Origin of the sequence: Pseudomonas sp. dw_612, from assembly GCF_018449725.1 — a bacterium.
Lineage (GTDB): Bacteria > Pseudomonadota > Gammaproteobacteria > Pseudomonadales > Pseudomonadaceae > Aquipseudomonas.
Genome location: NZ_JAAVVC010000011.1, coordinates 178,638 through 202,153, shown reverse-complemented (window position 1 = coordinate 202,153; position 23,516 = coordinate 178,638). Strand labels below are relative to the sequence as shown.

21 protein-coding genes are annotated in these 23,516 nt (G+C 60.6%); 15 read left to right on the top strand and 6 right to left on the bottom strand.

Annotation, left to right across the window (positions count from 1 at the left end; all coding sequences use genetic code 11):
* The first annotated feature begins 93 nt into the window (after positions 1-93).
* The 6 genes from cysM to HB680_RS18535 all read left to right on the top strand — a co-directional run bounded on the left by cysM (position 94) and on the right by HB680_RS18535 (position 7,425).
* Complete coding sequence (gene cysM, locus HB680_RS18560; RefSeq protein ID WP_213940012.1) at positions 94-996, top strand: cysteine synthase CysM; 903 nt, start codon at positions 94-96, stop codon at positions 994-996.
* Entirely contained in the window at positions 996-2,348 is a 1,353-nt protein-coding gene (rlmD, locus tag HB680_RS18555) for a 23S rRNA (uracil(1939)-C(5))-methyltransferase RlmD (protein WP_213940011.1), read from the top strand. Before cysM ends, rlmD begins: the two co-directional genes overlap by 1 nt.
* A 125-nt stretch (positions 2,349-2,473) precedes the next feature.
* A complete protein-coding gene (gene relA / locus HB680_RS18550) occupies positions 2,474-4,717 on the top strand; it encodes a GTP diphosphokinase (protein ID WP_213940010.1) in 2,244 nt (747 codons plus the stop codon).
* Between the two features lie 121 nt (positions 4,718-4,838).
* Positions 4,839-5,672 carry a nucleoside triphosphate pyrophosphohydrolase gene (mazG, locus tag HB680_RS18545; protein WP_213940009.1) on the top strand — a complete coding sequence of 278 codons (834 nt, stop codon included), beginning with the start codon at positions 4,839-4,841 and terminating at the stop codon, positions 5,670-5,672.
* Between the two features lie 28 nt (positions 5,673-5,700).
* Positions 5,701-6,243 (top strand): DUF2058 domain-containing protein, encoded by a 543-nt coding sequence (locus HB680_RS18540; protein WP_054054889.1) that lies wholly within the window; start codon positions 5,701-5,703, stop codon positions 6,241-6,243.
* Between the two features lie 309 nt (positions 6,244-6,552).
* Positions 6,553-7,425: a hypothetical protein gene (locus tag HB680_RS18535; RefSeq protein ID WP_256735578.1), complete on the top strand. Its 873-nt coding sequence runs from the start codon at positions 6,553-6,555 to the stop codon at positions 7,423-7,425.
* 57 nt (positions 7,426-7,482) lie between these two features.
* Here the strand turns inward: HB680_RS18535 and HB680_RS18530 are convergent, their stop codons facing one another.
* The 6 genes from HB680_RS18530 to HB680_RS18505 all read right to left on the bottom strand — a co-directional run bounded on the left by HB680_RS18530 (position 7,483) and on the right by HB680_RS18505 (position 15,044).
* On the bottom strand, positions 7,483-7,671 hold the full coding sequence (locus HB680_RS18530) for a hypothetical protein (protein WP_213940007.1): 189 nt from the start codon (positions 7,669-7,671) through the stop codon (positions 7,483-7,485).
* 422 nt (positions 7,672-8,093) lie between these two features.
* Positions 8,094-9,314 carry a beta-ketoacyl-ACP synthase I gene (fabB, locus tag HB680_RS18525; protein ID WP_054054895.1) on the bottom strand — a complete coding sequence of 407 codons (1,221 nt, stop codon included), beginning with the start codon at positions 9,312-9,314 and terminating at the stop codon, positions 8,094-8,096.
* A gap of 11 nt (positions 9,315-9,325) precedes the next feature.
* Positions 9,326-9,841, bottom strand: coding sequence for a 3-hydroxyacyl-[acyl-carrier-protein] dehydratase FabA (gene fabA / locus HB680_RS18520; protein WP_213940006.1), 516 nt, complete (start codon positions 9,839-9,841; stop codon positions 9,326-9,328).
* Positions 9,842-10,089: 248 nt separating this feature from the next.
* A complete protein-coding gene (locus HB680_RS18515; RefSeq protein WP_213940005.1) occupies positions 10,090-11,994 on the bottom strand; it encodes an ATP-binding protein in 1,905 nt (634 codons plus the stop codon).
* Positions 11,991-12,920, bottom strand: a complete 930-nt coding sequence (locus HB680_RS18510; RefSeq protein WP_213940004.1) for an ABC transporter substrate-binding protein — start codon at positions 12,918-12,920, stop codon at positions 11,991-11,993. The genes HB680_RS18515 and HB680_RS18510 overlap by 4 nt, the downstream gene beginning before the upstream one ends.
* Positions 12,921-15,044 (bottom strand): TonB-dependent receptor, encoded by a 2,124-nt coding sequence (locus HB680_RS18505; protein WP_346657410.1) that lies wholly within the window; start codon positions 15,042-15,044, stop codon positions 12,921-12,923. It lies immediately after the preceding gene.
* A 195-nt stretch (positions 15,045-15,239) separates the two neighbouring features.
* Here HB680_RS18505 and HB680_RS18500 point away from each other — a divergent pair, with 195 nt between their 5' ends.
* From HB680_RS18500 to HB680_RS18460, 9 genes are all read left to right on the top strand, one after another.
* The gene (locus HB680_RS18500) at positions 15,240-16,265 is read left to right on the top strand and encodes an NAD(P)H-dependent glycerol-3-phosphate dehydrogenase (RefSeq protein ID WP_213940003.1); all 1,026 of its coding nucleotides are present in this window, start codon (positions 15,240-15,242) and stop codon (positions 16,263-16,265) included.
* Between the two features lie 31 nt (positions 16,266-16,296).
* Positions 16,297-16,644: a DUF4389 domain-containing protein gene (locus tag HB680_RS18495; RefSeq protein ID WP_064676308.1), complete on the top strand. Its 348-nt coding sequence runs from the start codon at positions 16,297-16,299 to the stop codon at positions 16,642-16,644.
* Positions 16,641-17,093, top strand: coding sequence for a phosphohistidine phosphatase SixA (gene sixA, locus HB680_RS18490; protein WP_213940002.1), 453 nt, complete (start codon positions 16,641-16,643; stop codon positions 17,091-17,093). Before HB680_RS18495 ends, sixA begins: the two co-directional genes overlap by 4 nt.
* A 177-nt stretch (positions 17,094-17,270) precedes the next feature.
* Positions 17,271-18,938, top strand: coding sequence for an AMP-binding protein (locus HB680_RS18485; RefSeq protein ID WP_213940001.1), 1,668 nt, complete (start codon positions 17,271-17,273; stop codon positions 18,936-18,938).
* 32 nt (positions 18,939-18,970) lie between these two features.
* Positions 18,971-19,414 carry a hotdog fold thioesterase gene (locus tag HB680_RS18480; protein ID WP_213940000.1) on the top strand — a complete coding sequence of 148 codons (444 nt, stop codon included), beginning with the start codon at positions 18,971-18,973 and terminating at the stop codon, positions 19,412-19,414.
* Positions 19,415-19,721: 307 nt separating this feature from the next.
* On the top strand, positions 19,722-20,528 hold the full coding sequence (locus HB680_RS18475) for an alpha/beta hydrolase (protein WP_123510005.1): 807 nt from the start codon (positions 19,722-19,724) through the stop codon (positions 20,526-20,528).
* The gene (locus HB680_RS18470; protein WP_213939999.1) at positions 20,525-21,376 is read left to right on the top strand and encodes an alpha/beta hydrolase; all 852 of its coding nucleotides are present in this window, start codon (positions 20,525-20,527) and stop codon (positions 21,374-21,376) included. Before HB680_RS18475 ends, HB680_RS18470 begins: the two co-directional genes overlap by 4 nt.
* Before the next feature lie 115 nt (positions 21,377-21,491).
* Complete coding sequence (locus tag HB680_RS18465) at positions 21,492-22,310, top strand: DUF4892 domain-containing protein (RefSeq protein ID WP_213939998.1); 819 nt, start codon at positions 21,492-21,494, stop codon at positions 22,308-22,310.
* Positions 22,311-22,379: 69 nt separating this feature from the next.
* The gene (locus HB680_RS18460; RefSeq protein WP_213939997.1) at positions 22,380-23,432 is read left to right on the top strand and encodes an AI-2E family transporter; all 1,053 of its coding nucleotides are present in this window, start codon (positions 22,380-22,382) and stop codon (positions 23,430-23,432) included.
* Positions 23,433-23,516: the final 84 nt, after the last annotated feature.

The window sequence follows — 23,516 nt, the reverse complement described above, 5'->3', positions numbered from 1 at the left end:
CCATAAGCCATAAGCACCGCACTTTGCGTGATATGGCCTGCCAACGTTTGCCGGTATGATAGGCGCCCCCGCAGTCTGGATTGCGAATACGCCATGACCTTGCAGTACCCAACCATCGCCGATTGCGTCGGCAACACTCCGCTGGTTCGTTTGCAGCGCCTGCCTGGCGCCACCAGCAATACCCTTTTGCTCAAGCTTGAAGGGAATAACCCGGCGGGTTCGGTCAAGGACCGGCCGGCGCTGTCGATGATTACCCGCGCCGAGTTGCGTGGGCAGATCCACGCCGGCGATACGCTGATTGAAGCGACGTCGGGTAACACCGGGATTGCGCTGGCCATGGCCGCCGCGATCAAGGGTTACAAGATGATCCTGATCATGCCGGACAACTCCAGCGCCGAGCGCAAAGCCGCAATGACGGCGTATGGCGCCGAGCTGATTCTGGTCACTCAGGAAGAAGGCATGGAAGGCGCCCGCGACCTCGCCCAGCGCATGGAAGCCGAAGGCCGTGGCAAGGTGCTGGATCAGTTCGCCAACGGGGACAACCCGCAAGCGCACTACACCACCACCGGCCCGGAAATCTGGCGCCAGACCGAGGGCACCATCACGCATTTCGTCAGTTCGATGGGCACCACCGGCACCATCATGGGCGTGTCGCGCTACTTGAAAGAGCAGAGCGACAACGTGCAGATCATCGGCCTGCAACCGATGGAAGGCTCGGCGATTCCGGGCATCCGTCGCTGGCCGCAAGAGTATTTGCCGAAGATCTATCAAGCCGATCGTGTCGACCGCATCGTCGACATGGCCCAAAGCGAAGCCGAAGACGTGACCCGTCGTCTGGCCCGCGAAGAAGGGATCTTCTGTGGCGTGTCCTCGGGCGGTGCGGTGGCAGCGATGCTGCGCCTGTCCCGGGAAGTTGAAAACGCGGTGATCGTCGCGATCATCTGCGACCGTGGCGACCGTTACTTGTCGACCGGCATTTTCGACGCGCCCAACTGATGGCCAAGCAAGAGAGAGGCCTGCGCTTCCAACCCACGGGCGGCAGCAAGGCCCCACAAATTCCGACCGGCAAAAAGCAGCGCTTGAGCATCGAGCGCCTGGCCAATGACGGTCGCGGCATCGCGTTTTTCGAAGGTCGTACCTGGTTCGTCATCGGCGCGTTGGCCGGTGAAGAAGTCGAGGCGCGTGTGCTCAATGCCCACGGCAAAGTGGTCGAGGCGCGCACCGAACGGGTGTTCCAGGCCAGCGAATTGCGTCGCCCGGCACCGTGCCCTCACGCCGGTCGCTGCGGCGGTTGCAGCGTGCAGCATTTGCCCCACACCGAACAACTCGCCCTGAAACAGCGCATGCTCGCCGAGCAATTGTCCAAGGTTGCGGGTGTCGAACCCCAAGAGTGGGCAGCGCCGTTGAGCGGTCCGGAATTCGGTTACCGCCGTCGCGCCCGGGTGGCGGTGCGCTGGGACATGAAAGCGAAAAAACTCGAAGTCGGTTTCCGCGCTGCGGGCAGCCAGGACATCGTTGCGATCACCGAATGCACGGTGCTGGTACAGCCCTTGCAACCGATCATGAGCCGCTTGCCGGACATGCTCCGACGTTTGAGCAAACCTCAGGCACTGGGGCATGTGGAATTGTTCAGTGGTTCGTCGTTGGCGGTGTTGCTGCGGCACATGGCGCCGTTGTCCGAGGCCGACCTGACGATCCTCAAGGATTTCTGTGCGTTCCATGAAGCCCAATTGTGGCTGCATGGCGACGGCGATCCGCAACCGGTCGAGGCCGATCAGACATTGGGCTATCGCCTGGAGTCATGGGACCTGGACCTGGCCTATCGGCCGGGGGATTTCATCCAGGTCAACGCCGGGGTCAACGAAGCGATGGTCGCCCAGGCGCTGGACTGGCTCAAGCCGCAAGCGGATGAACGCGTTCTGGATCTGTTCTGCGGCTTGGGCAACTTTGCCTTGCCGCTGGCCAAGGCCGTTCGCGAAGTGGTGGCGGTGGAGGGTGTGCAGGCGATGGTCGAGCGGGCAGCCGCGAACGCCGCTAGCAACAATCTGCATAATGCGAAGTTTTTTCAGGCCGATTTATCCCAGCCTTTGACCGAAGCCGAATGGGCGCGCGAAGGCTTTTGTGCGGTACTCTTGGACCCACCACGGGACGGTGCTTTCGAGGTGGTGCGCAAGCTGGCATCCCTGGGCGCCAAACGGTTGGTGTATGTGTCGTGCAACCCTGCAACTCTGGCGCGCGACACGGTCGAATTGATCAAGCAGGGCTACCGGTTAAAACGTGCCGGGATTCTCGATATGTTTCCTCAGACGGCACATGTCGAGGCCATGGCGTTATTTGAAGCGAGCTAGGATGGCTCGTCTGGTCCGACTGGCCGCCCGTGCAGCCGCCGCGCACCAGCCCGGCGCGGGCTCACGGGCAATGAAGGTCAGCGATTTGACGCATTGAATCTGCGTCGTAGGGAAGGTAAAGCAAGATGGTACAGGTGAGAGCACACCAGCCGATCAACACCGACGGCAGTATCAATCTCGAGGCTTGGCTCGATCACGCGGTCACTGTCGATCAGGCACTGGATCGCGAAGCCTTGAAGGAAGCCTGCGAGTTCGCTCGACAGGCCGAACAACAAGCCAATGCGGCGAAGAATCTCTGGTCCGAAGGGACCTCGAGTTTCCGCACGGGCCTTGAGATCGCCGAGATTCTCGCCGACCTCAAACTCGATCAGGATTCGTTGGTCGCCGCGATCCTGTATCGCGGCGTGCGCGAAGGCCAGATCGAATTGCCGTCGATCAGCCAGCGCTTCGGTCCGGTGGTCGCCAAGCTGATCGACGGCGTGTTGCGCATGGCGGCGATCAGCGCCAGCCTGAGCCCCCGTCAATCCCTGGTGCTGGGCACTCAGGGCCAGGTGGAAAACCTGCGCAAGATGCTGGTGGCCATGGTCGACGACGTGCGCGTCGCGCTGATCAAACTGGCCGAACGCACCTGCGCGATCCGTGCGGTGAAAACCGCCGACGACGAAAAGCGCAACCGCGTCGCCCGTGAAGTCTTCGACATCTACGCACCGCTGGCTCACCGTTTGGGTATCGGTCATATCAAGTGGGAACTGGAGGACTTGTCCTTCCGTTACCTTGAGCCTGACCAGTACAAACAGATCGCCAAGTTGCTGCATGAGCGGCGCCTGGATCGCGAGCGTTTCATCGCCGACGTGATGAACCAGTTGAAGAATGAGCTGACCGCCACCGGCGTCGATGCCGACATCAGCGGCCGGGCCAAACACATCTATTCGATCTGGCGCAAAATGCAGCGCAAGGGTCTGGAATTCAGCCAGATCTACGACGTGCGCGCCGTCCGCGTGCTGGTGCCGGAAATGCGCGACTGCTACACCGCGCTCGGCATCGTCCACACCTTGTGGCGGCACATCCCGAAAGAATTCGACGACTACATCGCCAACCCGAAAGAGAACGGCTACCGCTCGCTGCACACTGCAGTGATCGGCCCCGAAGGCAAAGTGCTGGAAGTGCAGATCCGCACCCACGCGATGCACGAAGAAGCCGAGCTGGGGGTGTGTGCGCACTGGCGCTACAAGGGCACCGACGTAAAGGCCGGTTCCAACCAGTACGAAGAGAAAATCTCCTGGCTGCGGCAGGTCCTCGAGTGGCACGAAGAACTCGGTGACATCGGCGGCCTGGCGGATCAGTTGCGGGTCGATATCGAGCCGGACCGGGTCTACATTTTCACGCCTGACGGTCACGCCATCGACTTGCCGAAAGGCTCGACGCCGCTGGACTTCGCCTACCGCGTGCACACCGAAATCGGTCACAACTGCCGTGGCGCCAAGATCAACGGGCGCATCGTGCCGCTCAACTACAGCCTGCAAACCGGTGAGCAGGTCGAGATCATCACCAGCAAGCACGGCACCCCGAGTCGCGACTGGCTGAACTCGAACCTGGGTTACGTCACCACCTCGCGGGCGCGGGCGAAGATCGTTCACTGGTTCAAATTGCAGGCTCGGGACCAGAACGTCGCGGCGGGTAAAACCTTGCTCGAGCGCGAACTGGCGCGCCTGGGCCTGCCGGCGGTGGATTTCGACAAGTTGGCCGAAAAGGCCAACATGAAAACCGCCGAGGACATGTTCGCCGCCCTCGGTGCCGGCGATTTGCGCCTGGCGCAACTGGTCAACCTGGCGCAGCAACTGGTCGAGCCGGAACGCGGCAACGAGCAACTGGAACTGATCCCGCGCAAAGCCACCGGTTACAAGCCGGGCAAGCGCGGCGATATCCAGATCCAGGGTGTCGGCAACCTGATGACCCAAATGGCCGGCTGCTGCCAGCCATTGCCGGGGGATGCGATCGTCGGTTACATCACCCAGGGCCGCGGTGTGAGCATTCACCGCCAAGACTGCGCCTCGGTGCTGCAACTGGGCGGGCGCGAGCCGGAGCGGATCATCCAGGTCAGCTGGGGCCCGGTGCCGGTGCTCACCTACCCGGTGGACATCATCATCCGAGCCTACGACCGTTCCGGTCTGCTGCGTGACGTTTCGCAAGTGCTGCTCAACGAGCGGATCAACGTGCTGGCGGTCAACACCCGCTCGAACAAAGAGGACAACACCGCGTTGATGTCCCTGACCATCGAGATTCCGGGGCTGGATGCGTTGGGTCGGTTGCTGGGGCGGATTTCCCAATTGCCGAACATCATCGAAACCCGGCGTAACCGTACGCCATAAGCGGTGCTCGATCTCACTGTAGGCGCTGCCGAAGGCTGCGATCTTTTGATCTTGCTCTTTAAAATCAAAAGATCGCAGCCTTCGGCAGCTCCTACAGAGACCGGTTTAACGAGAGAAATCGATGTACAGCCTTGAAGACTTGTTACACCTGATGAACCGCCTGCGCGACCCGCAGTTCGGCTGCCCGTGGGACATCAAGCAAACCTACGCCACGATCGTCCCGCACACGCTGGAAGAAGCCTACGAAGTGGCCGACGCCATCGAGCGCGGTGACTTCGATCACTTGCAGGGCGAGTTGGGGGATTTGCTGTTCCAGGTGGTTTATTACAGCCAACTGGCCCGGGAAGAAGGGCGTTTCGAATTCGCCGGGGTCGTCGACAGCATCACCCGCAAACTGATCCGCCGTCATCCTCACGTGTTCCCCACCGGCGATCTGTACGCGCCGCTGGACGTCCCGCGTCTGAATGAAGAACAGGTCAAACAGCGTTGGGAAGAGATCAAGGCCGAAGAACGCGCCGAGAAATCTTCCGCGCCGGAACAACTGTCCTTGCTTGATGACGTACCCACCGCGCTGCCGGCATTGTCCCGTTCGGCCAAGTTGCAAAAGCGCGCCGGGCAGGTCGGTTTCGACTGGCCGGATGCGTTGCCGGTGCTGGATAAGGTCCGTGAAGAACTGGATGAAGTGCTCGAAGCCATGGCCGACAACGACTCGGCAGCGATTGCCGATGAGGTCGGTGACCTGCTGTTTTCCGTGGTCAATCTGGCGCGTCATTTGAAGGTTGATCCGGAAACCGCCTTGCGCGGCGCCAACAGCAAATTCGAAAGACGCTTCCGTTTTATCGAACAGGCATTGCGCGACACCCTCCGTCCCATAGAAGATTGCACCCTCGAAGAGTTGGACGCCCTGTGGGGCGAAGCCAAACGTCAGGAAAAGAATTTGCCCAGCTGCGGTTGAGCAGTTGCCTAAGTGAGAAATAAGCACCATGAGCATTTCCCTTCGCGACCAGTTGCTCAAAGCAGGGCTGGTCAACCAAAAGCAGGCCAAACAGGTCGGCAAAGAGAAACAGAAGCAGCAACGCCTGGTCCATAAAGGCCAGATCGAGCAGGACGATACCCAGCAGCGCCTGGCCCAGGAAGCGCTGGCCGAGAAGGTCAAGCGCGATCAGGAGCTGAACCGCTTGCAGCAGGAGAAGGTCGAGGCCAAGGCTCGCGCGGCCCAGATCAAGCAATTGATCGAAGTCTCGCGCCTGCCGAAGTTGACCACCGAGGATTACTACAACTTCGTGGACGACAAGAAGGTCAAGCGCATCTCGGTCAACACGCTGATGCGCAACCAGCTCAGCAATGGCTTCCTGGCGATCGTGCACCACGCCGGCGGTTACGAAGTGATCCCGCGTGAGGCGGCCCTGAAGATCCAGGAGCGCGATCCGCAGCGCATCGTGCAGCTGAACGTCAAGAAGGAAGAAGTCGCGGCCGAGGACGATCCATACGCGGCCTATCAGATTCCTGATGATTTGATGTGGTAGTTGTTGAAGTGTAGTGATGGGTAACTACACATTCGCTAGTACTTCAACTTATAAAATGCCTTGAGCCCGAAAGAGTGGTTGGATACGCTCTTTCGGGTTCTTCTTTATGGGTGTATTAAATATTCAAGGGAAATGTGCGGTTTCGGGTTTTTGTTCCTGTGTCTGTTGTTTCATCCCGTATTCAATTGTTCATCGAGGAGGCTTATTAATTAAATACGTTTGAGGTTCTTGATGTTAGTAACTATCGCTTCTCTGCAACACCCCACCTTTCATTCCGAGTTTTCCTGGCCACGTAAGCCAGGCCAGTCCATGACGGATTATGTGAGCCAGGAACTCGACAGGCGAATGCAGTTTGTCAGCGACCGGCTCGAAGTAGCGGCCAAGGCCGCCATTGATCAGCGTCCAGACAGCGAATGCCTGTTCTTTACCTTGCCCGAATTTTTTTGGAACGTGCCGTGGAGCAGCGCACAGCGCGAAGAAGAGCTGTTGGAGCTCAGTATGGCGTACATGGACAGAATGCCTGATTGTATGGAGATTCTGATGAATTGGCTGCCGGTGAATCAATATGGAAAAGTCATATTGCTGGCAGGCACTTGTGCCACGTTGATCAAAGTAGGAGAGGGGCAGGCAGCTTATTTTGATGTGATCAACTATGTGATGACCACCAGTAATTTCAAGGTTCTCAGTAACGGAACACCGGAGATGTCCATGTGGCCAAAACGTTATGTGTCCGCTATTGATTTCGGTCAGTATGTTGATAGTGCCGCTGGTTATTGGTTCTTCAAACTGTCGGATAACTTGAAGATCAAGGTCAAGGGTGTCAGTTCTACGGTGGCTGAACACAACTCCCTGGACGGTTATGGCCCGGTGTTTTCCAATACGTTAATTGCGCAATGCCCATTCAGCATTAATGTGTGCCTGGACTATGCGGTTCTGGAGAACGGGCAACGGGATGACGAGTTGGAAAAGACCGATTCGAAAATCGATTTCCTGATCGCCTGCGGAATGGATTTCGAAGACGGCAAGCGTTATCCGGACAGTGTCCGGTTTGCGGTCAGGAACGACGGGATGGGTAAGGGCCGTTGCGAGTTTGCTGAAGTGGAGTCCGGCAGGATCACTGGTCTGGCGCCTTCGGTGGTTGTGGAGGACACGCTGCATCTGGCGACGCTGGACCTGAGCTGATCAAAAGTCGCCTGCCTCGGCTGAGGGCCGGGCAGGCGCTTCACTCGTCACGCAGGCTCAGTTGGCCGACGCTTCGCGTTTCTGTTCCAGTGTTTCCAGTTCGGCCTTATAGCTGTGGGCGTCAGTCTCGGAGTGGAACATTCCCACCAGCATGTCTTGTTGATGTACGTCCCAGATGCGGATACCGGCGGCTACACCTTCGTGGGATTTATGTGAATCGTCGCGTTCAGTTACTTTTACAGTCATCTGCTAGCTCCAATCTCTGTTATCTGCAGCAAGGCGTGTGCAGGACTCTGTTATATGTTTGGTTAGGTTGCTAAGTAAATGCTTTCGTTCGGTAACGAATATTTGCGAAATCCGCAAAAGTGCTGCAGCCCGCCAAACACGCGACATTCGGTCGCAGGCCGCTGAGTTAAATGACAAAAGTTTCATGTTCGGCATGAACAAAACCGCTGTTTTAGACTGGCCACATTCCCTCCCTGTGGGAGCGGGCTTGCTCGCGAAGAGGGAATGTCAGTCGACATCTACATGGCTGACACACCGCTTTCGCGAGCAAGCCCGCTCCCACAGGGTCTTGTGTTGGTAGGGTGGGCCAGTTTTTCCAGGCACAAAAAAAACGCCCCGAACCAGTCGGGGCGTTTTTGTGTGCAGCGAGCGGGGCGGGGGTGTTACTTGCCAGCCCAGCGCTTCAGCACCAGCGTGGCGTTGGTGCCGCCGAAGCCGAAGCTGTTGCTCATCACGGTGTTGATGGTGGCGTCTTCGCGCGTCTTGGTCAGGATCGGCATGTCTGCCACTTCCGGGTCCAGTTCGTCGATATTGGCGGAACCCGCCATGAAGTTGCCTTCCATCATCAGCATGCAGTAGATCGCTTCGTGAACGCCGGCGGCGCCCAGGGAGTGACCCGACAGGCTCTTGGTGGAGCTGATGGCCGGGGCGTTGGCGCCGAACACTTCACGCACACCTTTCATTTCCGCGACGTCGCCGACCGGAGTCGAGGTGCCGTGGGTGTTCAGGTAGTCGATCGGGGTGTCGACGGTGGACATGGCCATCTGCATGCAGCGGATGGCGCCTTCGCCGCTTGGGGCGACCATGTCGTAGCCATCGGACGTCGCGCCGTAGCCAACGATTTCCGCGTAGATCTTCGCGCCGCGGGCCAGAGCGTGTTCCAGCTCCTCGACCACGACCATGCCGCCACCGCCGGCGATGACGAAACCGTCACGCTTGGCGTCGTAGGCACGGGAAGCCTTTTCCGGGGTTTCGTTGTACTGGCTGGACAGTGCGCCCATGGCGTCGAACAGGAACGACTGGCTCCAATGCTCTTCTTCACCGCCGCCGGCGAACACGATGTCCTGCTTGCCCATCTGGATCTGTTCCATGGCGGTACCGATGCAGTGAGCACTGGTGGCGCAGGCAGAAGCGATGGAGTAGTTCAGGCCCTTGATCTTGAACGGCGTGGCCAGGCAAGCGGAAACGGTGCTGCTCATGGTCCGCGTCACGCGGTATGGGCCAACGCGCTTCACGCCTTTCTCGCGCAGGATGTCCAGCGCTTCCATCTGGTTCAGCGTGGAGGCGCCACCGGAACCGGCGATCAGGCCGGTACGCGGGTTGGAGACTTGCTCATCGGTCAGACCGGAGTCGGTGATGGCATCTTTCATGGCCAGGTAGGCGTAAGCCGCCGCATGGCCGACGAAGCGATAGATCTTGCGATCGATCAGCTCTTCGAGGGGAAGGTCAATGGAGCCGGAAACCTGGCTACGCAGACCCATTTCAGCATATTCCGGGTTGAACCGGATGCCAGGGCGGCTTGCACGCAGGTTAGCGGAGACGGTCTCTTTGTCATTGCCCAGGCACGAAACGATGCCCAGACCAGTGATAACGACGCGGCGCATGCGGATAACCCTTAGAAGTTTTCAGTGGAGGTGAACACGCCGACCCGGAGGCCTTCGGCGGTGTAGATTTCGCGGCCGTCGACACTGACCGAACCATCGGCGATAGCGAGGTTCAGCTTGCCTTTGAGGACGCGCTTGATCTGAATGTTATACGTAACTTTCCTGGCGGTCGGCAGGACCTGACCAAAGAACTTCACTTCGCCCGAACCCAGTGCACGACCACGGCCCGGCAAACCTTGCCAGCCGAGGAAGAAGCCGACGAGTTGCCACATGGCGTCGAGGCCCAGGCAGCCCGGCATCACCGGATCACCTTCAAAGTGACAGGCGAAGAACCACAGGTCCGGAGTGATATCCAGCTCGGCGACCAATTCACCTTTGCCGTACTTGCCACCCTCTTCGCTGATATGGGTGATGCGATCCACCATCAGCATGTTCGGGGCGGGCAGTTGCGCGTTACCTGGGCCGAACAGCTCACCGCGACTGCAGCGCAGCAGGTCTTCCCGAGTAAAGGCGTTTTGTTTGGTCATGCGAGCTCCTCAATAGTCCCGTGCGGCAGGGTGGGGCAAATCTTCCCGGCCGATCGAAGCGTTCATGCCTCGAGTCGACAGCCTACTCATAGACTATTGCGTTGTGGTGAAAGTCACAGCACCAAGGACATGAATGTACACTTGTGCACTGAAATTATTATTCAAGCCCCTTTTCGGGCCTGTTCGGGTGCCTAAGACTGCCGCACTTTCGCCTTTCACGCCAGTCGCAGATAGCCGAAAGGACAGCACTACTGCACCCATCGCTGCAGAATTTGCTGCAGATCAGTGCGTTTGAAGGGCTTGGCCAGGTAATCGTTCATGCCCGCCGCCAGGCAAGCTTCGCGATCCCCCTGCAAGGCATTGGCCGTCAGGGCGATGATCGGCAGGTCCAGGCAGCCGGGCAGTTGGCGGATCTGTCGGGTTGCCTCATAGCCGTCAATGATCGGCAGCCGGCAATCCATCAGAATCGCCTCGAAGATCAGGCTCTCGGCACTGCGTACCGCCTGCGCGCCATCAGTGGCGACGCTGACAGTAAAGCCCAGGCTGCGCAACATCGCTTCGATAACGGTCTGGTTGACCGGATTGTCCTCCACCAGCAACACATTGCGTCCTTCGCCATGGCCCTTGCCCGTCGGCACCCGCGGTGGCGCCAGTTCCGGCAACGCCTGTTTATAAAGGGCCAGGGGGATTTCCAAGGTGAATGCCGAGCCGCGACCTTCTTCGCTTTGGGCGCGCAATGTGCCGCCCATGCGCTCGGCCAGGGTGCGGGCAATCGGCAAGCCGAGCCCGGTGCCGCCGTAACGTCTTGAAATGGAACTGTCGGCCTGCTGGAACGCGTTAAACATCAATTCCAGGCTTTCGGCCGAAATTCCGATGCCGCTGTCGCGCACGGTGCAGGTGAACCACAACAATTCGTGGTCCAGGGATTGCCATTGCGGCTCGATGGTGACGCGGCCCTGTTCGGTGAATTTCAGCGCATTGCCGATCAGGTTGACCAAGATCTGTCGGATCCGCGTCGGGTCGCCCTGAACCTGCAAGGCGCGCATGTCGTCGGGGACCCGCAACTCAAGATCGAGTTTGCGTTGCGCCGCACTGTGCTGGAAGGACTGGGCGCAACTGCCGATCAGGTCCGCGAGGTTGAACGGAATGTGTTCCAGTTCCAGCTCCGAGCGCTCGATACGCGAGAAGTCGAGGATGTCGTTGATCACCTTGAGCAAGTGCTCGGTGGACTCCGAGGCCAGCGCCGCGTATTCGACCTGCTCCTCGGTCATGTCAGTGGTTTCGAGCAATTGCAGCATGCCCAGCACGCCATTCATGGGCGTGCGCAGTTCGTGGCTCATCATTGCCAGGAAATCGGATTTGGCGTTGTTGGCCTTTTCCGCTTCTTCGCGGGTCTGGATCAACTGCGACATCGCTTGCTGCTGTTCGCGGCTGGCCTGTTCGAGGCCGTCGGCCAGGTTGTTGATGTGTTGCGACAAGGCGCCCAGTTCGGTGTCATCGACGATCGGCAGCGGCGTGGTGTAGTCGCCTTTCTGGATCGCCTTGACCGCGTTGCCGATGTCGCGGATCGGTTGCGACAGACTGCCCGCCAAACGCCGGGCCAGCAGGAAGGTAAACAGCAGGGCGAACAACGCGAGGATCCCGGCCTTGAACAGTATCTCTTGCTGGCGCTGACTGAAGGCGTCGTTGGACAGGCCGACGATCACCCGTCCCAGATAATCCTCGCTCGGCGCACTGATGGACGTGCGGGTGTTCTGGAAGAAGTCATTGTTCAGCGCGATCCGTTGCAGCCGCACCGGCGCCTGGAACACTTCGACCTGTTGCGAGCGGTTGTGGGATTCCGACGGTTGCTCGACGTACACCAGAATCCGGTTGGCGTTGTCCTGCACTTCCAGGAACCGCACATTCGGCGTCGCCAAAGTGGCCTTGAGCAGACTTTCGAGCACGTCGTTGTTACCGGAAATCACCCCGTATTCCGTGGCCGGTGCCAGTTGGTTGGCGATCAGTTGCCCGGTGTGGTTGAGTTCCTGGCGCAGGTCCTGAATCCGCACGAACGTGAAAAAACTGATCAACAACAAGGTCAGCAACAGGGCGGGGCCGAGGCTGATGATCTGGGTCCGGGTGTTGATGTCCCAACGGCGACGGAAGGTCATGGGCGGCTTTCTCCTTCGGCCAACTCTGATGCGACAAATGCTTCGTTCATCTGTTCAATACCTAATGAACGAGCCACTTGTGGATTGCTTAAGACTTTGAAGTGTCGCGGGTAGAGCGTGCGTGGCCAACTGGCCGGTGGCCGGTCGAGCAGATCGTCGAGAATCGCCAGCCAGTCGCTCTGGTCGCTGTAGGTGCTGGCCAGGCTGCCGGCCTTGACGAAAGCGGCGTTGGGGCCGATCAGCGCCATCTGCCGGGCATAGCTGCTGAGCAGCAGGTTTTTCGCGGTTTTCGGGTTGTACAGGTCGGGGTCGTCGAGGCCCAGTAGCACGTCGCTGTTTTTCAGCAGCGTTTGCAACGGACGGCTGTCATTGGTGTTGTCCCAGGATTCGCTGACGATCTCAAGGCCCAGGGGCAGGGCGGCCAGGCGCAGTTCTTTCAAGAGGAATTCGCTGTGCCGGTCGTAGAGCACACCGACGCGACGAACCTGAGGCAGGATCAACCGGGTCAGGCGCAATTGCCGCTCCAGTGGCGGATCGCTCCACAGCAGGCTCAGGTGGGTGGGCAGCAGATTGTTCAGGCGTTGCCGCGCTTGCAGGCGACTGATACGCAGCACCAGCGTCGCCGGGCCCTGGCTGTCTTGCAGGCGCCAGTCCAGGCTCGGCAGGTCGAGCAGGATGAGGCGCGTGCCGCTGGGCAATTTGCCCGGCACCGGCAGGCTGGCGAGTGGCTGGAAACGCACGCTGTCGGTGGGGCGCAACTCGCTCAGGGCCTGGGTGAAGGATTGCACGCCGGGGCTGTCTTCGGCGCCGGTCAGGAGAATCTCCACGGCACTGGCCGGCAGACTGCACAGCAAGCCGCTGACGAGCAGGCACAACCCGGCCAGCAGTCGGCCAAGGGTTGGCGTCTTCCATGACTGGGGTTGCATCTAAAACGCCAGCTCTGCGCTGAAGTAGAGCACCCGGCGTTCGTCGTAATTATTGTCGACGAACGTGGTGGGCTGATGGTCGAGACGCTTTTGCAGCACACCGGCCAATTCCAGGTTGGCCTTGCCCAGGTTGATGCGCTTGGCGATGCGCGTGTCGATCCGTTCGAAGCGGTAGCCGTTCAGCGCGTCGTCCCCATAGTAGAAGAGCGCGCTGTTCCAGCCCTGGCCCCAATTGCGCAGCCAACCGGCGGAGCCGCTGTTGCGTGCGGTCTGCCGTTGGTCCAGCGGGTTGCTGGACTTGGCATCGACGTAGGCATAGGTCAGGCGCAGGCGATCGACGCTGCTGACGTGCCAGTCCAGTTGGGTTTCGGTCCCGGTGAAGCGCGAGTTGTTGGCGTTGCTGGCGATGTACTGGTTGTTGCGCAACGGCTCGCTGATCATGCCGGTGATTTCGTCATAGAACAGTTTCACATCCACTGCCAGGCCAAGTTCGGCAAAGAAACCGTTGTAGCCCAGTTCCCGGGAACGCATGCGCTCCTTGTCGAGGTCGCCAGGGCCGCGGGTCTTGACGAAATAACGGGCGCTGGTCTGGCCGTAGGCACTGGGCCGCAGGTTGGTCACCTGATAGCTCCAGTTAACGTTGTTCTCGAACATGTCCGGGGAGCGGATCGCTTCGGAATACACCGCGCGCAGGCCATGGCGCGGGTTGATCAAGTAATTGACCGCCACCCGTGGGGTCAGCGAGCTGCCGGTCAATTGCGTGTCTTCGAACATGGCACCGCCCTGGAGCAACCAGTGTTCGCTGGCGCGCCACTCGAGTTGGCCGAACGTGCGCCACGTGGTGTCATCGAGCGTGCCATTGAAGTAGGTCTCGGAATCTGCCCGGTCGTAACGATAGTTCATGCCGCTGACCAGTCGCAGACTATCGGACAGGCTCAAGGTGTCTTGCAGTTCGAGGTCGTAGCGCGATTCCCGGGCGCTCTGGTCGATGTCACCGCACAGGGTTTGCCTGGCGCCGTTTTTCCATTGGTCCAGCACTTGATTGCCCAGGGCTTGTTCGGCCGGGGTACCTGCCGGTGCGCCGGGACCGGTGTAGCGCTCCATATTGCGCGCCAGGCGTTCGGCGTAGTTCGGGTTGAGTTGCCACAAATCGGTCAGTTGCGGGCTGAACGAGACTTCGGCATCACAGGCACGCCAGGTCTGCTGGCGGTCCCAATGCTGCGCCGAGCCCTGGATATACAGGCTGTGATCGGGATTGATGTCCAGGTTCCAGCGCAGGGAACCGGCGTAATCCTTGGCGATAACGTCGGAATTGTTCCCGGCGGCGGTAATCCCGGAGAACACCGGGCGGTAGGTGTAGGGCCGCTGATTGGTCCCGTCCTTGGCGTTCAATTGCCAGTCGATGCTTTGGCTCTCGTTGAGCGTCTGGCTGACGGCGAGGTTGAAGCGGTTCAAGCGCCGACTGTCACGGTAATCCGCGCCGTTGCGGTCCGAATCAAAGCCATCGTCTTGCTGGCCGGACAACGACAGACGCAGATCGCCGCCGTCCCAACCGGTGCCTTGGCTGGCGTAGAAATCATTGATGCCGCGCTGGCCCCGGGTGACTTTGATCCGCGTGCCGTGGCTGTCCGCCGGGTTGCGCGTGATGATGTTGACCACCGCCATCAGCGCGTTGGCGCCATAGCTGACGGTGTTCGGGCCGCGAAAGACTTCGATGCGCTCGATGTCTTCCATGGCCACCGGAATATCGCTCCAGTCCACCGTCGCCAGGCCGGCGCGGTACACCGAGCGGCCATCGATCAATACCTGCATGCGCCGCGCTTCGCTGGCATTGGTGCCGTGGTAGTTCACCGCCGCCTGGTTGCCATTGATGTTGCCGACCATCATCCCCGGCACCAGCCGCAGCAATTCGCTGATGTCCCGGGCGCCGCTGGCGTTGATCAGTTCGCTGTCGAGCACCGTCATGCTCCCCGGCACGGCGGCCGGCGACTGTTTCAGCCGCGTGGCCGTCAGCACTTGGGGCAGCGGCTCGTTGTCGAGGAACAGATCGTCAGCCAGCAGGGCCGGGCTGAACATCAGCGCCAGGACCAGCGACGAGCGAGGAGAGGGAGGGCCAAAAGACACGACACAGCCTTGATAGCGATTAAGTGGCGCGCATGTTAACCGAGCTCAGTCACTTTCCAGTCACGTTACGGGCATTTTCCTCGGAATTGTTGGTCTTCTTCCTACAAGTGTCGGTAATTGACGCGGGGGCTGGCCGCCACTGGGCCGCTCCGTATAATGCCGGCATCGCCACTGGTATGGATTAACGGATTGCATATGACTGAACAGCGCCCAATTGCGGTCCTGGGAGGCGGAAGTTTTGGTACCGCCGTGGCAAACCTGCTGGCCGAGAACGGGCTTCAGGTCCGGCAGTGGATGCGTGATCCCGAACAGGCCGAGGCCATCCGGGTCAATCGCGAGAACCCGCGTTACCTCAAAGGCATCAAGATTTTGCCGGGCGTGGAAGCGGTCACTGACCTGCAAGCTACGCTGGAGGCCTGCGACCTGTGTTTCGTCGCGCTGCCGTCCAGCGCGCTGCGCTTGGTGTTGGCCCCGCACGCCGAACGCTTGAGCGGCAAATTGCTGGTGAGCCTGACCAAAGGCATTGAAGCCCACACCTTCAAGCTGATGAGCGAGATCCTCGAAGAGATCGCCCCGCAAGCCCGTATCGGCGTGCTGTCCGGGCCGAACCTGGCCCGTGAAATCGCCGAACACGCGCTGACCGCCACGGTGGTTGCGAGCGAAGACGAAGAGTTGTGCGCGCGGGTGCAGGAAGCGCTGCACGGCCGCACCTTTCGTGTGTACGCCAGCGCCGACCGTTATGGCGTGGAGTTGGGCGGGGCGCTGAAAAACGTCTACGCGATCATCGCCGGCATGGCGGTGGCGCTGGGCATGGGTGAAAACACCAAGAGCATGCTGATCACCCGGGCGCTGGCGGAAATGACCCGTTTTGCGGTGAATCAGGGCGCCAACCCGATGACCTTCCTCGGCCTCGCCGGTGTGGGCGACTTGATCGTGACCTGCTCGTCGCCGAAAAGCCGCAACTACCAGGTCGGTTTCGCCCTCGGCCAGGGGCTGAGCCTGGAAGACGCGGTGACGCGCCTGGGCGAAGTCGCCGAAGGCGTGAATACGTTGAAAGTGCTCAAGGCCAAGTCCCAGGAAGCGGGCGTCTACATGCCGCTGGTCGCCGGGCTGCACGCGATTCTATTTGAAGGGCGCACGCTTGAGCAGGTGATCGAACTGTTAATGCGTGCCGAGCCGAAGACCGACGTCGACTTCATTTCCACCAGCGGTTTTAACTGAATACTTAATCCAAGGGCAGGGAGAACGGGACATGAACGATCCGAAAGTGGAAGCCAAGTATGAATCCATCCTGCTGCGGGTGTTGTGGATGATCGTTTTCTTGCTGGTCTGGCAAGTGGCGCAATTCATCCTCGGCGCGGTGGTGCTGGTGCAGTTGATCTATCGTTTGATTTATGGCGCCCCGAGCGCCAGCCTGATGAACTTCGGCGACAGCCTGAGCCAGTTCCTGGCGCAGATCGGTCGTTTCGGCACGTTTCACAGCGACCAGAAGCCCTGGCCGTTCGCCGACTGGCCGACGCCGCGTACACCGGAAGGTGAAGCGCCGCATGTGGTGGCGCCTGCTCCACATCCGGCTCGAGATGAGGAACCGAAACTATGAAACTCTGGGTATTGCGTCATGGTGAAGCCGAGCCACACGGCACGCGTCCGGATTCCGAGCGGGCACTGACCGCCCACGGGCGTGAAGAAGTACTGCGCACTGCCGCCGAGTTGATCGGTCGCCCGATTACGGCCATCTATGCCAGTCCGTACCTGCGCGCGCAGGAAACCGCGGAAATCGTGCGCACGGCGCTGGGGTTCGCCCCCGAGATCCGTACGGTCGAGTGGCTGACCCCCGACAATCGTCCACAAGCGGTGGCCGAGCAGTTGGTGTCGGTCGATCACGCCTTGCTCGTCAGCCATAACCCGCTGGTGGGCAATTTGCTGGGTTACCTGCAGCACGGTCACGTCCAGGACCCGGAAGCGGTGAAAACCGCCGGCCTGGCCGAACTCGAAGGCGAGGGGCCGCTGGCGGGGGCGATGAAGCTCAACGGCATCAAGCACCCGTAAAAGCAAAAGATCGCAGCCTCGTTGCACTCGTCAACTCCTACATGGGTTCCGCATTGCCCTGTAGGAGCTGACGAGTGCAACGAGGCTGCGATCTTTTGATCTTGCTTACAAATAGTTAACCAAGCACTTGCTTGGTTGACTACGCTTGCTCCAGACCAAAACACAGGAGCAAGCCGCATGTCTGCTGCCTTTCGTTTGCCGCTGGACGTGTTCTACGAGCGTGAAGCCCGCCATCCGCGCCAGCGGTTTCTGGTCCAGCCGGTGGGCGGTGGCCAGGTCGAAACCCTGACTTGGGAAGATGTCGGCCATCAGGCCCGTTGCGCCGCCCATTGGCTGCGTGCCCGGGAACTGCCCCAAGGCAGCCACATCGCCCTGATCTCTAAAAACTGCGCCCACTGGATCATCGCCGACCTGGCAATCTGGATGGCCGGGCATGTCTCGGTGCCGCTGTACCCCAACCTCACCGCCGAGTCCGTGGCCCAAGTGCTCGAGCACTCCGAAGCTGCGCTGGCGTTCATCGGCAAACTGGATGACTGGCCCGGCATGTCTCGCGGGGTCAGCCCCGACCTGCCGACCATCAGCCTGCCACTGCATCCGCCCGGCACTTTCGCTTTCAGTTGGGACGATTTGCTCAAGAGCTCGCCGATCCAGGACGACCCGAAACCGACCGCCGAGCAGTTGGCGACCATCATCTACACCTCCGGCACCACCGGCCTGCCCAAAGGTGTGATGCACAGTTTCGGCAACCTCGGTTTCGCCACCACCCGTGGCACGCAGTTGTTCGGCCTCAATGAGTCGGACCGATTGCTGTCCTACTTGCCGCTGTGCCACGTCGCCGAGCGGATGTTCGTCGAACTCGCATCGATCTATACCGGGCAAACCGTATTCTTTGCCGAGAGCCTCGACACGTTCCTCACCGACTTGCAGCGTGCCCGGCCGACAGCGATGTTCGGCGTGCCGCGCATCTGGACCAAATTCCAGATGGGCGTGTACAGCAAGATCCCGGCGAAGCGCCTCGATTTCCTGCTCGGTCTGCCGATCATCGGCAAGCGGGTAGGGCACAAAGTCCTCGCCGGGCTGGGGCTGGATGCGTTGCGCATTGCCTTGTCCGGCGCGGCCCCGGTGCCGCAGACCTTGTTGCTGTGGTACCGCAAACTGGGGCTGGACGTGCTGGAGGTGTACGGCATGACCGAGAGCTGTGGTTATTCGCACATCGGTCGCCCCGGAGACGACAAACCGGGCTGGATCGGCAAGCCCTGTCCCGAGGTTGAAGTGCGGATCGCCGAGACGGGCGAGGTGATGGTGCGTAGCGGTGCGACCATGCTCGGCTATTTCAAGGAACCGGAGAAAACCGCCGACACCCTCACCGAAGACGGCTTCCTGCGTACCGGTGACAAGGGCGAACAAGACGCCGAAGGCAACCTGCGCCTGACCGGGCGTCTGAAGGAAATCTTCAAGACCAGCAAAGGCAAATACGTGGCCCCGGCACCGATCGAAAATCGCCTGGCGGTGCATTCGCGGATCGAACAGGTGTGCGTGGTCGGCGATGGATTGAGCGCGCCGCTGGGATTGTGCGTGCTCTCGGCGGTCGGCCAGCAGGACGCAATCGGCACGGCGCGTGCGGGTTTGCATTCGAGCCTGGAAAAACTCCTGGAAGAGGTCAACGGTGCCCTCGACAAACATGAACGCTTGCGCCGGCTGGTGGTGGTCAAGGACAGCTGGGCTGTGGAAAACGGCTTCCTCACGCCGACCCTGAAGATCAAGCGCAACGTGATCGAAGCGGCGTATGGCGCCCGTTTCGAAGAATGGAGCGAGCGCAACGAAGCGGTGCTGTGGCAGGATTGAGCGACGAACAACATCAATAAAGGAAGTCAGCGATGAGTCTGTGGCGTACCGCTCCCAACATTGAACAATTGAATGCCATCCAGAAAAACACCATCGGCGAAGTGCTGGATATTCGCTTCGAAGCCTTCGACGACGAGTCCCTGACCGCGAGCATGGTCATCGACCATCGCACGCATCAGCCCTACGGCCTGCTGCACGGCGGCGCTTCGGTGGTGCTGGCGGAAACGGTCGGTTCAATGGCGAGTTACCTGTGCATCGACGCCAGCAAGTTTTACTGCGTCGGCCTGGAAATCAACGCCAACCACCTGCGCGGCTTGCGCAGTGGGCGGGTGTCGGCGGTGGCCAAGGCGATTCATATCGGCCGTACGACGCATGTCTGGGATATCCGCTTGACCAGCGACGAAGGCAAGGCCAGTTGCATTTCGCGGCTGACCATGGCGGTGGTGCCGTTGGGTGAGAATCCACCTGCGCGTTGATGCGATTCCATGTAGCAGCTGGCGAAGCCTGCGTTCGGCTGCGCAGCAGTCGTGAAACCTGAGAACCCGGTGCATCAGACACACCGAGTCGTCTGAATTGACGACTGCTGCGCAGCCGAACGCAGGCTTCGCCAGCTGCTACATGAGCCGAGCGCGAGCAAGCTCGCTCGCCACTGGGTTCTGCGCCAAGGCTGAATGACTCATAGCCATGGCCAGACTGTCACCCTTCCTGTCAGTTACAGTCATTGCTGTAAGGCGTGGTCTTACGGACAATCAACGCACGTTTCTCGCCCATGGATTGACCGGTATGTCGCAGCAGATCTTTTTCGCCCACGCCAATGGTTTTCCTTCGGGGACCTACGGCAAGTTGTTCGCGGCGTTGGCGCCCGAATATCAGGTGACGCATCTGGAGCAACACGCCCATGACCCGCGTTTTCCAGCCGATGACAACTGGCGCAACCTGGTGGATGAGTTGATCCATCACCTCAAGCGCCAACCGGAACCGGTCTGGGGCGTCGGCCATTCCTTTGGTGGTGTGCTGCACCTGCACGCAGCCCTGCGTTGCCCCGAGTTGTATCGCGGCGTGGTGATGCTCGATTCGCCGGTGCTGACCCGCGCCGATCAATGGGTGATCCTTGCCGCCAAGCGTTTCGGCTTCATCGATCGCCTGACGCCGGCCGGTCGCACCCTGGGCCGGCGTGAAGAGTTTGCCGACCTGGACAGCGCCCGCCGCTACTTCTCCGGCAAAACCCTGTTTCGCGGGTTCGATCCGGAATGCTTCGACGCCTACCTGCAACACGGTTTGCACAAGGTCGGCGACAAGCTGCGCCTGCGCTTCGATCCGGCCACGGAAATCAGCATTTACCGAGGCGTGCCGCACACCAGCCCCGGTCGCGCACGGCAGTTGAAAGTACCGCTGGCGGTGGTGCGCGGGAACAACAGCCGCGTGGTCATGCGCCATCACGCCAGCTCCGTCGGACGCATGCCGTTGGGCGAATCCCTGACCATGCCCGGCGGCCACATGTTTCCGCTCGAACGTCCGCAAGACACCGCCACGCTGCTGAAAAACCTGTTCAGCCGCTGGGAAGGTCGCCGCCAGCAGGATTGCGCATGAGCAGCGTCGAAGAAGTTCGCCTGAGCCTGCCGCACATCGAGCTGGCGGCGCATCTGTTTGGTCCCGAAGATGGCTTGCCGGTGATCGCTTTGCACGGCTGGCTCGATAACGCCAACAGCTTTGCGCGGTTGGCGCCCAAGCTCAAAGGCTTGCGCATCATCGCCCTGGACATGGCCGGTCACGGCCACTCCGGGCATCGGCCGAGCGGCGCCGGCTACGCGATGTGGGATTACGCCCATGACGTGCTGCAAGTCGCCGAACAGCTTGGACTCAAGCGGTTTGCGCTGTTGGGCCACTCCATGGGCGCGATTGCGTCGTTGATCATCGCCGGGTCGATGCCGGAGCGGGTCACGCACCTGGCGTTGATCGATGGCGTCATTCCTCCTACAGACAAAGGCGAAAATGCGGCCGAGCGCATGGGCATGGCCCTGCAAGCGCAACTGGACCTGCGGGAGAAGCGCAAACCGGTCTACAGCACGCTGGACCGGGCCATCGAAGCGCGGATGAAAGGCTTGGTGGCGGTCAGTCGCGAAGCCGCCGAACTGTTGGCGCAACGGGGGCTGATGCCGGTGCCGGGCGGTTACACCTGGCGCACCGACAGCCGTCTCACGCTGCCGTCGCCGCTGCGTCTGACACAAGAACAAGCCATGGCTTTCGTTGAGCGGATCACTTGTCCTGCGCTGTTGGTGGTTGCGGCTGACGGCATGCTCGCCAAACATCCCGAGTTGCTGGAGCGTCTACCCTTTAGCCGTGAACAGCTGCCAGGCGGCCATCATTTGCACCTGAATGACGAGTCCGGTGCCGACCTTGTCGCAGACTGTTTCAATCGGTTCTTCGCCGTTCCTTGACTTGCGCCGGGCAACTGTCGAGGCTGGGCGGGTTGAAAAGGGAGACAACCATGATAAATCTCTACACCGCTGCGACCCCGAATGGCCTCGCGGTCGCCCCGGCCATGCTGATCCGATGAGCCGGCCTAAGCGTTTACTCAGCCTGTTGGCGTTGTGTTGTTTCAGCCCTTTATTGTTCGCTGCCGATGTTCCGGGCAGCCAGGACCTGCCGATCGTGCCACGCCTGGCCGATGCGCAGATCGTCGACTATCGCCCGCCGGTGGAGCTTGAACGGATCTATCCACTGGGCTCGATCCGCAAGATCAGCGGCCAGTTGCGTTTTGACGGTCAGGTCAGCGCCCGTGGGCAAACCACCTCGGTGACCTACGAGCTACCGCCGGAGCATTCCTCCACCGAAGCCTTTACCGTCGCCCGCGAAGCCTTGCAGAAGCAGGGCGCCGAATTGCTGTTCTGGTGCCAGGCCCGTGATTGCGGTGAAAGCAGCCTGTGGGCCAATGAAGTCTTCGGCAATGCCAAGCTGTTTGGCGCCGACGATCAACAGGCGTATTTGCTGCTGCGCCGCGCCGCGCCCAACGACAATTCGCTGGTGGCGCTTTACAGCATCACCCGCGGCAATCGCAAAGCCTACCTGCACGTTGAGCAGTTTGACTCGGCAGCGCCGCTGGGGGATTTGTTGCCGACCTCGGCAACCCTGCTGCGCCAGCTCAAAAGCACCGGTGAGCTCGACTTCCCGAAACTGAATGCCGATCCCGACGACACCTGGTTGCGTTTGATTTCCCGTGGTTTGAACCTGGACACCACGCTGCGAGTCAGTGTTTCCGGGGGCAAGGCCGAAGCCTGGCGTCAATCGCTGATCGCCTTGGGCGTACGCGCGGCGCGCATGGAAACCGGCAGCGTCGAAGGCGCTGGCCTGCACATCGAACTGTTGCGATAAGCTGCATTTGGCGAACGCGTCCCGCGCGTTCGCCTACTCTTTTGCTGACTGACTTTTTCGAGACCTTACATGCTCAATAACGATCGGCTGTTGGTGCAGATTCTGCTCCTGGTGCTGTTTGGCGCGAGCTTCTGGGTGATGGCGCCGTTCTGGTCGGCATTGTTCTGGGGCGCGGTGCTGGCATTTGCCAGTTGGCCGCTGATGCGTTTGCTGACCCGTTGGCTCAATGGCCGCGAATCCCTGGCGGCCGCGTTGCTGACCCTGGGCTGGATGTTGCTGGTGGCGGTGCCGCTGGTGTGGCTCGGGTTCAACCTGGCGGACCACGTGCGTGATGCCACGGCCTTCATCAAGGACGTGCAGGTCGATGGCCTGCCGGAAGCGCCGGCCTGGCTGGTCAGCGTGCCGTTGGTGGGCGAGCGGCTGGTAGGCATCTGGAACAGCATCGACCAGCAGGGCGCGGCGATGATGCTGGCGGTCAAACCTTATCTCGGCCAGGTCGGCAACTGGTTGCTGGCGCGCAGTGCGCAGATTGGCGGCGGGATTCTCGAACTGACCCTGAGCATTGTCTTCGTGTTCTTTTTCTACCGTGACGGGCCGCGCCTGGCGGCGTTTGTCCATAGCTTGCTGTCACGCCTGATTGGTGACCGCGCCGGGTATTACATCGAACTGGTGGCCGGCACGGTGCAACGGGTGGTGAACGGGGTGATCGGCACGGCGGCGGCCCAAGCGATCCTGGCGTTGATCGGCTTCCTGATCGCCGGGGTTCCCGGGGCGCTGGTGCTGGGGATCGTGACGTTCCTGTTGAGCCTGATCCCGATGGGACCGCCGCTGATCTGGATTCCGGCCACGGCCTGGCTGGCCTGGAAGGGTGAGTACGGGATGGCGGTGTTCCTCGGCATCTGGGGCACGTTCATCATCAGCGGCGTGGACAACGTGCTGAAGCCATACCTGATCAGTCGCGGCGGGAATCTGCCGTTGGTGATTGTGCTGCTGGGGGTGTTTGGCGGGTTGATTGCGTTCGGGTTTATCGGGTTGTTCATCGGGCCGACGTTGCTGGCGGTGGCGTATAGCTTGTTGACTGACTGGAGCAAGAGTCAGGCGCGGGTTGAAGACCGCCGCTGATATTCCCCTGCTTATATAAATCCCACTGAACCTGTGAAGGTCAGTGGGATTTTTTGTTGGGGCTTAAGGCCTCTTCGCGGGCAA

Bases quoted from the DNA above. Each gene is read 5' to 3' on its own strand.
- cysM (WP_213940012.1), top strand. From the start codon at position 94: ATGACCTTGCAGTACCCAACCATCGCCGATTGCGTCGGCAACACTCCG.
- rlmD (WP_213940011.1), top strand. From the start codon at position 996: ATGGCCAAGCAAGAGAGAGGCCTGCGCTTCCAACCCACGGGCGGCAGC.
- relA (WP_213940010.1), top strand. From the start codon at position 2,474: ATGGTACAGGTGAGAGCACACCAGCCGATCAACACCGACGGCAGTATC.
- mazG (WP_213940009.1), top strand. From the start codon at position 4,839: ATGTACAGCCTTGAAGACTTGTTACACCTGATGAACCGCCTGCGCGAC.
- HB680_RS18540 (WP_054054889.1), top strand. From the start codon at position 5,701: ATGAGCATTTCCCTTCGCGACCAGTTGCTCAAAGCAGGGCTGGTCAAC.
- HB680_RS18535 (WP_256735578.1), top strand. From the start codon at position 6,553: ATGACGGATTATGTGAGCCAGGAACTCGACAGGCGAATGCAGTTTGTC.
- HB680_RS18530 (WP_213940007.1), bottom strand. From the start codon at position 7,671: ATGACTGTAAAAGTAACTGAACGCGACGATTCACATAAATCCCACGAA.
- fabB (WP_054054895.1), bottom strand. From the start codon at position 9,314: ATGCGCCGCGTCGTTATCACTGGTCTGGGCATCGTTTCGTGCCTGGGC.
- fabA (WP_213940006.1), bottom strand. From the start codon at position 9,841: ATGACCAAACAAAACGCCTTTACTCGGGAAGACCTGCTGCGCTGCAGT.
- HB680_RS18515 (WP_213940005.1), bottom strand. From the start codon at position 11,994: ATGACCTTCCGTCGCCGTTGGGACATCAACACCCGGACCCAGATCATC.
- HB680_RS18510 (WP_213940004.1), bottom strand. From the start codon at position 12,920: ATGCAACCCCAGTCATGGAAGACGCCAACCCTTGGCCGACTGCTGGCC.
- HB680_RS18500 (WP_213940003.1), top strand. From the start codon at position 15,240: ATGACTGAACAGCGCCCAATTGCGGTCCTGGGAGGCGGAAGTTTTGGT.
- HB680_RS18495 (WP_064676308.1), top strand. From the start codon at position 16,297: ATGAACGATCCGAAAGTGGAAGCCAAGTATGAATCCATCCTGCTGCGG.
- sixA (WP_213940002.1), top strand. From the start codon at position 16,641: ATGAAACTCTGGGTATTGCGTCATGGTGAAGCCGAGCCACACGGCACG.
- HB680_RS18485 (WP_213940001.1), top strand. From the start codon at position 17,271: ATGTCTGCTGCCTTTCGTTTGCCGCTGGACGTGTTCTACGAGCGTGAA.
- HB680_RS18480 (WP_213940000.1), top strand. From the start codon at position 18,971: ATGAGTCTGTGGCGTACCGCTCCCAACATTGAACAATTGAATGCCATC.
- HB680_RS18475 (WP_123510005.1), top strand. From the start codon at position 19,722: ATGTCGCAGCAGATCTTTTTCGCCCACGCCAATGGTTTTCCTTCGGGG.
- HB680_RS18470 (WP_213939999.1), top strand. From the start codon at position 20,525: ATGAGCAGCGTCGAAGAAGTTCGCCTGAGCCTGCCGCACATCGAGCTG.
- HB680_RS18465 (WP_213939998.1), top strand. From the start codon at position 21,492: ATGAGCCGGCCTAAGCGTTTACTCAGCCTGTTGGCGTTGTGTTGTTTC.
- HB680_RS18460 (WP_213939997.1), top strand. From the start codon at position 22,380: ATGCTCAATAACGATCGGCTGTTGGTGCAGATTCTGCTCCTGGTGCTG.